This is a genomic window from Negativibacillus massiliensis (assembly GCF_900148495.1).
Classification (GTDB): domain Bacteria; phylum Bacillota; class Clostridia; order Oscillospirales; family Ruminococcaceae; genus Negativibacillus; species Negativibacillus massiliensis.
The window spans coordinates 1-6,089 of record NZ_FTRU01000001.1 but is presented as its reverse complement, the minus strand read 5'-3'; the positions used below and the strand labels follow the sequence as shown (position 1 = coordinate 6,089).

Here is a 6,089-nt window from a genome sequence, read left to right as displayed (position 1 = left end):
CGCTGCGGTTTCCCGCTGCTCCCGGCCGGCTCCGGCTGGGGCTTCGGCCCCGCCGCCTCCGGGCGGCTCCCCAGGGGACTGGGCTATCGCCACAGAATAGCAAGCACAGCAAGTGTGGCCACACCTGCGAAATAGATTATTTTCTATCCTAAATCCTCAACCTTCATTTTTCGCAAATCATCCTGCAAATCCTGGCGGTTTTTATAGTGGAGCCAAATCCCCCCAAATACCAGTGTAGGAATATTGAACACCAAGAACATCACTCCTGCCACCGCTATCATGGTCAGAGAAATCTGCTCACTTTCGGCTCGATTGTCCTCATAGTTTGGATCTGGATACTGATCCGTAATATTTCCTTCTCCATCATAGACGGTAACTGTACCATTTTCAGTTACCGTTCGCTCCACCACCTGTCCATTTTGCTCTAACACCAATTCTCCACTTGCGCCTGCTGTGCTCAAGCTACTAAAGGCAATCACACCAAAAGCCAGTATAAGTGACATTACCAAAGACACACCAGGCAAAATTAAACCTAAGCGGATACTCTTTTTACATAGCCACACTTGAAGCACCACCAGCAGAGCCACAGGAACAAGGATAATGCATAAATAAATCAGCAGACTAAAAACACCCGCAAACAAACCTACTGCTGCCATAAAATTTCCTCCCTCACTTTTGCCCTTGACGGATTTTCTTATATTCAGAGATGAGTAGTTTCGCAGTGTCAAAATCCAGCCGTTCACTGACTACCAGTCTCTTAATGGTTGCAATATATGGGTCCGCTGCAGTATCCTCCGTCAGCTTAATTTTTTGAATAAGCCGATCCAGCCGCAACCTCACCGTGGGATAGGTCACTCCATACTGGGCAGCTACTTCTTTCAGTGAGCCAGATGCTAAAATGAACTTCTTTATGAATACCGTATCCTCTTCCTCCAACTCGCTCATCCATATAGGCAGCGCATCCATACTCATCCCTCCTATCTATATCTTTATTATAATTTTTAATTTTATTAAAGTCAATATTTAATTTTATTTTTTATTTCTTCTGATTTAATGCAATAAAAAGGGCAGATAACGACCAAGCTAACCCGTTATCTGCCACCAAATAATTTAGAAAGCCAACTTCTTTTTTCTACCAGCTTCTGGCCCTGCTGATCCGATCCAGCCTCACCAGTGACAAGTTGCTGCTGAATCGTTCCCGCATGGAGAGCCTGGGCCGCTGCCGCTGTCTTCTGGGCAGCAACCAGAGCCTCCGTCAATTTTTCAATCTGCCGGTCTTTTACTTCAAGCTGCCCCTGCAGCGTGTCGATGGTGGCCTGTAAAACTGCCACCACACTGTCCTCTTGCGACTGCTCCGGCACCGCTCCATTGGAGCGCTCCGTATGCGTATCCGTATGTGCTCCAATGGAGCGGTCATCCTTCAAAAAGTCTTGTTTTATCAGGGTTTCAGCCTGCTCCGATAGATACAAAACTCCCTGCTCCGTATGCGCATACGGAGCGCAAACCGTATGCAGCTTCCCTTTATACCGTTTATAGACCGCCTGCTTCGATACGCCTATCTCATCGGCTATCTGTCGGATCGTTTTCATACCTTCACGAACAGGCCAATGGGACACACGCCCTTAAATCCCGGCGTGGATATGTACCAGCAACCGGGGCCTTCCGGCTCCCAGGCTACCTCCAGGGTAATATCATGCCAACCATCGGGAAACAGGGCAGTAAACCCCTGCCCGGCGTGTACGCCTTCCCCTTCCAGAAGCAAGCGGGGGTGCGGATCATCGTCTGCTGGATCGGGGAGCTGCAGCTGCGCGATCCTCTCTTTATCCCAACTCATAACCGGCCCTTCCTTTCTCAATCGTCATAGTGGCCCAAGCAGGAGATAATATAAATGACCTCTCCCTGCTCATAGTAAACAATGCGATTGGTTTCGTCAATGCGGCGGCTCCACCAGCCGCTCAGGTTGCCCCGCAGCGGCTCCGGCTTGCCGATCCCCTGGTAGGGGCTTCTCTGAATATCCTTTATCAGCGCGTTGATCCGTTTCAGCGTCTTTTTGTCCTGTGTCTGCCAATACAGATAGTCACTCCACGCCCGATCCTCCCACAACAGCTTCATCAGTCCACCTCGATCAGGTCATGCTCGGCAAAGTGAGCCTTACCATCCTTCACATCCTGCATGACGCTCTCCAGGTGCCGGAGGTTGCTTTCCGAGTAGAACGGATCAGCCGAAACTTCAAACGGAATGCGGTACTCCCTGCCGACCTTTTTTGCAAACATCGTAAACGCAGCGCTCATGGAAAGGCCCATCTCGGCACAGGCCCGTTCCATCCTTTTTTTCACATCTTCATCCAACTTAAAATTCACATTGACCGTGTGTGCCATATCCAACACTCCTTTCCTACTCATATTATATGCAGAAATAAAGAAAAATACAAGCGTTTTTCTTTACCATTCTGTAAATGCGTCACGCTGATATGTAGACATTTATGGGTGGTAAACCCCTTGATTTGCAAGGCTTTCCGGGCGCAATAAAGAGGGGGGTGGTATGTTTACCCTCAGACCGTCGGAAGAACCCTCCTGTGGCGTTCCAGGGCCGAAAACCGACCCTAATCCTTACCCTGTCCTAATGCCTTCACCAGCAGATCACTCACCGCCTGGGAGGGGGTAACACGCACCGTAATGTGTCCATCCTGGACACGAACAGTCGGGGGCGTACTATCCCACCACTTACGGATCGTTTTGGGGTCAAGCCCCGTGTCCCGGTGGCAGTCGGCCTTGCGACCTTCCGGGTGCTGCTGCCGCCACTCATATACCCGATCCTGGGCCAATGGGCGCCCCTCTTTATTCCTCCAATTCCCATTTGGATCATCAAATGCTTGTACCGCCCTGGCTCTTCCCAAATGTTCTTCCTGCTTGCGCCAGTTCCGCTTATTGACCGGCATAGTCAGACCGGACAGCTTCGCTATATCATCCCTGGGGAATGTCACATAGTCCTCATTGAACATCTCCAAGGCACACACCACATCGTCTTTTGTGAAGCGGTTGATGTCCTCCACACTCATATCGTCATAAGGTTTCAGCAGGGAGAAAGCGTCCCGGCGCAGCTCGTCCTCACTGATCCCGCACTTCTTCGCATAGATAGCCAGCGTCATAATGCCGTAGAAACGATGGCCCACCCGGATCTCGTCCCCGATCCGGTGCAGCCACCAGTCGTACAGGTCACGCTTGACCGTCCAGCGGCCCCGCCGCTCCTTCTTGACGATCCGCCGCTCATACCAGTCCGGGTACTTCTCCTTTGCCTCAGCCAGCGACAGGCGGCTCTTCCTCATAAGCCCCTCAAGCCGCTGCTGCTCCCCGTTGCTGTCCGGGATAAACTCCAGCAGCTTCTCCAGTGTCACCCTCCCTCCGAGCCGGTAGGCCGTTACGGGGTACTCCCGACCCAGCTTGGAGCCGGAGCCGACCACCCGGAACCCCTGCAATATACCCTGCATCTGCGGCTCCTTGATGGTGGAGGTGTACCTGTTCCAGATCTGACGGGTGAGAGAATATTTCAGCTCCTTCAAGCATTTCTGGTTGTGCGGGTACATGGGGATAGGCTCCTCCAGGACATAATACAGGTGAAGCCCCGTCCCGCTGTTTACGACAAAGGTTGCCTGGGGCAAAATATCTTTGTTCATCTGGTGCAGCGTGTCCCGGAGCTGGGGCATCCCCACCCCATCCAAGTCAAAGACCAGGGCATAGAGATACCGGGCATTCTTGCCACACCGACGCCGACCGAAGTAGGACAGAGGGGACATGATAGTAAAGTCCGTATCGTAGACCTCCGACAGCTCCGACAGTTCATCGGTGATGGTGTAGCGTTTGGCCTTGCCTTCCTCCTGGATCTCCAAGGCAATCCCTGCGGCTTTAGGCGGCACCGTCACCGCGATCCCGTTGCCCTTTTCGTCCTCAAAATGGCCCTTCCGCTCAAAGCTGCCCACGGGGAAGATCTCCCGGTAAAACTCAAAAGGCGTGACCGGCTCCAGGAACTTCTCCAGATGCTCATTTTTTTCCCGATACAACACCCGCAGCTGCTCCATAGCGGCCTGCTGATCCGTAGCCATAGAATCACCTCCAGAAGAAAAATTATCAAAAATCTGTTCTCACAAAAACGCCTGCGGGCGGGAGGGGGGAAAGGGGGAGCCAAAGAGCGGCCCCTTCGGGGCCTTAAAGAGAAAGTCACCTCCCCCTTTCCCCCCTGGCTCCGGCCATGGAAATGATGGAAAACCCGTTGGGTTTACCACATTCCCACAGCCTCCGCCCACCCCCCTTTTCCCCTCCGACTTTCTCCCCATCCGAGAGAGAATTTTAAGAGATAATTTTGAGGGCCTAAAGGCCCATAGGGGGGCATATATTATCAATACAGTATTTCCCTATTTTTTGACAAGCCAGATTCCGGCATATTTTCCGCCTGTTCCTACCCCTTACTATACGGCATATATTATCAATACAGTATTTCCCTATTTTCAGTTGTTATTATAGCCTGTCCAAGCAGCTCTTTCAAGTCATCCTGGACAAGCTATATATTATCAATATATTTTTTCCCTATCAAAGTTCCATGCCGCCCCAGGTGTGGCCCCGATCCTGCTCCTGTTCCGGCTGTTGCAGCTCCGGCACAGGCAGCAGCTCCCGCGCCCTTTCCAGCATGGGCCGGAACTGCTCCGGCAGGTGCCGATCCAGGAAGTCCAGCACCGCCTCGACCCCTTCCAGGAGCCGGGATGCGAAGTTGCGCTCACTGTCCAAGCTGTTCTCCAGATACTCCACCTGTACCTGCAAATTGCGGTTTTCGTTGATAAGCCGCTGCCGCTCCTCGGCCTCCTTCAGCTTTTCTTTCATGGACGGCATCCGGCTATGAAGCTGCTGATTTTCTACCTTCAGCTCTTTCACCTTCTGCTCCGCAGCGGCCCCACGGATCGCCGCTGCCTTCAGCTCCTTCACCTGCTCCACTGTAACGCCCTTGACGGCTCCTGTCAGCGTTTTCTCTGGCTGGATCGCGTCCAGGTCAACCCGCACCTTCTCCGCAGCCTGGAGCTGCCGCACCGTCCCCTGCAGGGCCTTCCTCTGCTGCTCCAGTTCGGCCATTTCCTGCTCCGCTGCAGCCACCTGCTCCTGGACAGCCTCCAGCCGCTTGGCCGCTGCCTTGAACTCCGGCAATTCCATGTGAGGCCGGCCACCGCCCAGGCTGATGATCTCGAACTCATGCGCCTGGGCAATCTCCGTAAGCGATGCCTTTTCGCGTTCCATCCAGGATCGCCACTCCGTCTGATTGCGGCCAAGCCCCACAAACCCCTGCTGTTTGAGTGCCTGTTTCATAGAAACCCGGGTGGAAAGGCCCCGGCTCTGCTCCGTGGCCACCGGCACAAAGTCTACATGGAGATGGGGCGTGGCCTCGTCCATGTGCAGCACCATATTGAACACCCGCAGATGGGGATTGCGCTCCTGGAAGGACTCCGCAAACTCTTTGAGAGCTGCTGCAGCCCGTTCCCCTCCGGGGGAGCCGCAGCCGCAGTCCTCCAGGTTGCCGATCTGGAAGATCGCTTCATGGAACAGCTTCTCTTGTTTCCCCTGGCGGATATGCTCATAGTAGTCGGGGATCTTATCCCTGGTCTTTTTCTTTTTGGCATTGTAGGCAGCCAGGGCCTCGTCGAAGATCTCATGGTAAACCTGTTTCAAATCATCGTTGCAAAAAGTCACATTCTGCTCCGTCCGGCTCCGATCTACATTGGCCGCTGAAAAGCTCCGGTTATTATGCCGGATGCTACCCCGGCCAGTCATGCCGGAAATAGTTGTACCGATAAAATCACCCACCCTTTCTATCGTCCAAACCTCTTACCAATCCCATCTTACCATAGCCCCCGCAAGGGGGCAAGACCTCTTTGTTACTTTCTCGGTGAGAAAGTAACGCAAAAGCACTTTCACACCGCCGCCCCGTTGGGGCGTCAGTATGAAAGTGCTTTTGCGCGCTCCCGCGGGGGATTGCCGGAACTGTCGGCCGCTGCGGTTTCCCGCTGCTCCCGGCCGGCTCCGGCTGGGGCTTCGGCCCCGCCGCCTCCG

At 53.7% G+C, this 6,089-nt stretch carries 8 protein-coding genes; all 8 read right to left on the bottom strand.

What is annotated here, in order from left to right; genetic code table 11:
- Positions 1-143: 143 nt before the first annotated feature.
- The 8 genes from BQ5375_RS00045 to BQ5375_RS00005 all read right to left on the bottom strand — a co-directional run bounded on the left by BQ5375_RS00045 (position 144) and on the right by BQ5375_RS00005 (position 5,843).
- Positions 144-656: a hypothetical protein gene (locus BQ5375_RS00045; protein ID WP_071428845.1), complete on the bottom strand. Its 513-nt coding sequence runs from the start codon at positions 654-656 to the stop codon at positions 144-146.
- A 13-nt stretch (positions 657-669) separates the two neighbouring features.
- Positions 670-972, bottom strand: a complete 303-nt coding sequence (locus tag BQ5375_RS00040) for a DUF2089 family protein (protein WP_071428846.1) — start codon at positions 970-972, stop codon at positions 670-672.
- 119 nt (positions 973-1,091) lie between these two features.
- Positions 1,092-1,589 carry a hypothetical protein gene (locus tag BQ5375_RS00035; protein WP_071428847.1) on the bottom strand — a complete coding sequence of 166 codons (498 nt, stop codon included), beginning with the start codon at positions 1,587-1,589 and terminating at the stop codon, positions 1,092-1,094.
- Positions 1,586-1,834 carry a hypothetical protein gene (locus BQ5375_RS00030; protein ID WP_071428848.1) on the bottom strand — a complete coding sequence of 83 codons (249 nt, stop codon included), beginning with the start codon at positions 1,832-1,834 and terminating at the stop codon, positions 1,586-1,588. The genes BQ5375_RS00035 and BQ5375_RS00030 overlap by 4 nt, the downstream gene beginning before the upstream one ends.
- Positions 1,835-1,851: 17 nt before the next feature.
- Positions 1,852-2,112 carry a Txe/YoeB family addiction module toxin gene (locus BQ5375_RS00025; RefSeq protein ID WP_071428849.1) on the bottom strand — a complete coding sequence of 87 codons (261 nt, stop codon included), beginning with the start codon at positions 2,110-2,112 and terminating at the stop codon, positions 1,852-1,854.
- The gene (locus BQ5375_RS00020) at positions 2,112-2,378 is read right to left on the bottom strand and encodes a type II toxin-antitoxin system RelB/DinJ family antitoxin (protein ID WP_071428850.1); all 267 of its coding nucleotides are present in this window, start codon (positions 2,376-2,378) and stop codon (positions 2,112-2,114) included. Before BQ5375_RS00020 ends, BQ5375_RS00025 begins: the two co-directional genes overlap by 1 nt.
- Before the next feature lie 224 nt (positions 2,379-2,602).
- Entirely contained in the window at positions 2,603-4,099 is a 1,497-nt protein-coding gene (locus BQ5375_RS00015; RefSeq protein WP_076917205.1) for a hypothetical protein, read from the bottom strand.
- Between the two features lie 484 nt (positions 4,100-4,583).
- On the bottom strand, positions 4,584-5,843 hold the full coding sequence (locus tag BQ5375_RS00005; protein ID WP_235821901.1) for a plasmid recombination protein: 1,260 nt from the start codon (positions 5,841-5,843) through the stop codon (positions 4,584-4,586).
- Positions 5,844-6,089 lie beyond the last annotated feature (246 nt).